Origin of the sequence: Pseudomonas sp. GL93 (assembly GCF_003408955.1) — a bacterium.
In the GTDB taxonomy this organism is placed as follows: domain Bacteria; phylum Pseudomonadota; class Gammaproteobacteria; order Pseudomonadales; family Pseudomonadaceae; genus Aquipseudomonas; species Aquipseudomonas paracarnis.
The window spans coordinates 1-3,000 of the sequence record NZ_NKRF01000007.1; the positions used below are offsets into that span (position 1 = coordinate 1).

At 56.7% G+C, this 3,000-nt stretch carries 1 protein-coding gene; it reads left to right on the plus strand.

Features of this window, described 5'->3' with window-relative positions:
* On the plus strand, positions 1 to 3,000 hold a 3,000-nt coding region (locus tag CER19_RS02750), incomplete at both ends, for an immunoglobulin-like domain-containing protein (protein WP_371921533.1).

Here is a 3,000-nt window from a genome sequence, read left to right on the forward strand (position 1 = left end):
GACTAACATCACCAACCCGCTCACCGTCACTCTGGATAACGGCCAAACCATCACCATTGGTGTGAACCAGTCCAGCGGCACTGTTTCCGTCTTGGCACCGGATGATGTGTACAAGGGCGACCAAACTGTCACCACTGCCATCAAAAGCGTGACGGGCGGCGAACATTTCGAGAACCTGGTCCCTGGCACTACGCCAGTGAACACCACTGTCACCGATAACCCAGGCACCGACAACACCACCACCGTAACGCTGACGGCTCCGACCGAGGCGAATGAGGGTGGGCAGATCACGTACACCGCTACGCTTTCCAACAAAGCGGGCACTGATGTAACGCTGAAATTGGATAACGGCTCGTCGATCACCATCAAAGCCGGCGAAACCATTGGCACCGTGACAGTACCTGCCCCTACCGATGACGTGTTTATCGATAAGAGCACGCAAACCGTCCAGATCACCGAAACCACTGGCGGCAACTTCGAGAAGTTAGAAGTCGCGGGTAGCGGCGCAACCACCACAATCAACGACACCATCGACAAAGTCGATGTGGTCCTGACCGCTACCACCACTGTCGGCGAAGGCGGCAACATCGTCTACACCGCCAGCCTTGTGGATAAAAACGGTGCGCCGGTGACTAACATCACCAACCCGCTCACCGTCACTCTGGATAACGGCCAAACCATCACCATTGGTGTGAATCAGTCGAGCGGCTCCATCACAACCGTAGCGCCGGATGATGTGTACAAGGGCGACCAGACCGTCACCACTGCTATCAAAGGCGTGACCGGCGGCGAGCATTTCGAAAACCTGGTCCCTGGCACTACAGCGGTGAACACCACCGTTACGGACACACCGGGTACCGACAACACGACCACTGTCACGTTGACCGCGCCAAGTGCCGTTAACGAAGGCGGCCAGATCACCTACACCGCGACCTTGAGCAACAAGGCCGGTACTGACGTCACCTTGAAGCTGGATAACGGCTCTTCGATCACCATCAAAGCTGGTGAGACCGTTGGCACCGTGACTGTGCCGGCGCCTACCGATGACGTGTTTATCGATAAGAGCACTCAAACCGTCAAGATTACTGACGCTTCCGGCGGCAACTTCGAAAAACTCGAAGTGGCAGGCAACGGTGCGACCACCACGATCAACGACACCATCGACAAGGTTGATGTGGTGCTGACTGCCACCACCACCGTCGGCGAAGGCGGCAGCATCGTTTACACCGCCAGCCTTGTGGATAAAAACGGCGCACCGGTGACCAACATCACCAACCCGCTGACCGTGACTCTGGATAACGGCCAAACCATCACCATTGGTGTGAATGAATCCAGCGCTAGCGTGTCGGTTCTTGCACCGGATGACGTCTACAAAGGTGATCAGACTGTCACTACCGCCATCCAAGGCGTGACCGGTGGCGAGCACTTTGAAAATCTGGTTCCAGGGACTGATAAAGTCACCACGACTGTGACTGATACACCGGGTACCGATAACACTACGACTGTCACGTTGACTGCGCCAAGTGCCGTTAACGAAGGTGGCCAGATCACCTACACCGCGACCTTGAGCAACAAGGCCGGTACTGACGTCACGCTGAAGTTGGATAACGGCTTTTCGATCACCATCAAGGCTGGCGAAACCGTCGGCACTGTGACCATGCCTGCGCCTACCGATGACGTGTTCATCGACAAGAGCACGCAGACGGTCAAGATCACCGACGCTTCCGGCGGCAACTTCGAAAAACTCGAAGTTGCGGGCAATGGCGCGACCACTACGATCAATGACACCATCGACAAGGTCGATGTGGTCCTGACCGCTACCACCACCGTCGGTGAAGGCGGCAATATCGTTTACACCGCCAGCCTTGTGGATAAAAACGGCGCCCCGGTGACTAACATCACCAATCCGCTGACCGTAACCTTGGACAACGGCAAGACCATCACCATCGGTGTGAATCAGTCGAGCGGCTCCATCACCACCATCGCGCCAGACGATGTGTACAAAGGCGATCAAACCGTCACCACCGCTATCAAAGGCGTGACCGGCGGCGAGCATTTTGAAAACCTGGTGCCGGGCACTACAGCGGTGAACACCACTGTCACAGACACACCGGGTACCGACAACACGACTACTGTCACCCTGACTGCACCAAGTGCCGTTAATGAAGGTGGCCAGATCACCTACACCGCGACCTTGAGCAACAAGGCCGGTACTGACGTCACGCTGAAGTTGGATAACGGCTCTTCGATCACCATCAAGGCGGGCGACACCGTCGGCACTGTGACCATGCCTGCACCTACCGATGACGTGTTCATCGATAAGAGCACCCAGACGGTCAAGATCACCGACGCTTCCGGCGGCAACTTCGAAAAACTCGAAGTAGCAGGCGACGGTGCAACCACCACGATCAACGACACCATCGACAAAGTTGATGTGGTCCTGACCGCCACCACTACCGTTGGTGAAGGCGGCAACATCGTCTACACCGCCAGCCTTGTGGATAAAAACGGTGCGCCGGTGACTAACATCACCAACCCGCTCACCGTCACTCTGGATAACGGCCAAACCATCACCATTGGTGCGAACCAGTCCAGCGGCACCATCACAGTCTTGGCACCTGATGACGTCTACAAAGGCGATCAGACCGTCACCACCGCCATCAAAGGCGTGACCGGCGGCGAACATTTCGAGAACCTGGTACCGGGTACTACCGCCGTAAACACCACTGTCACCGATACTCCCGGCACTGATAACACCACGACGGTCACGCTGACTGCACCAAGCGCAGTGAACGAAGGTGGCCAGATCACCTACACCGCGACCTTGAGCAATAAGGCCGGTACCGACGTCACGCTGAAACTCGACAACGGGTCAAACATCACCATCAAAGCTGGCGAGACCGTCGGCACCGTGACCGTGCCTGCACCTACCGATGACGTGTTCATCGATAAGAGCACCCAAACCGTCAAGATCACCGAGACCACGGGCGGCAACTTCGA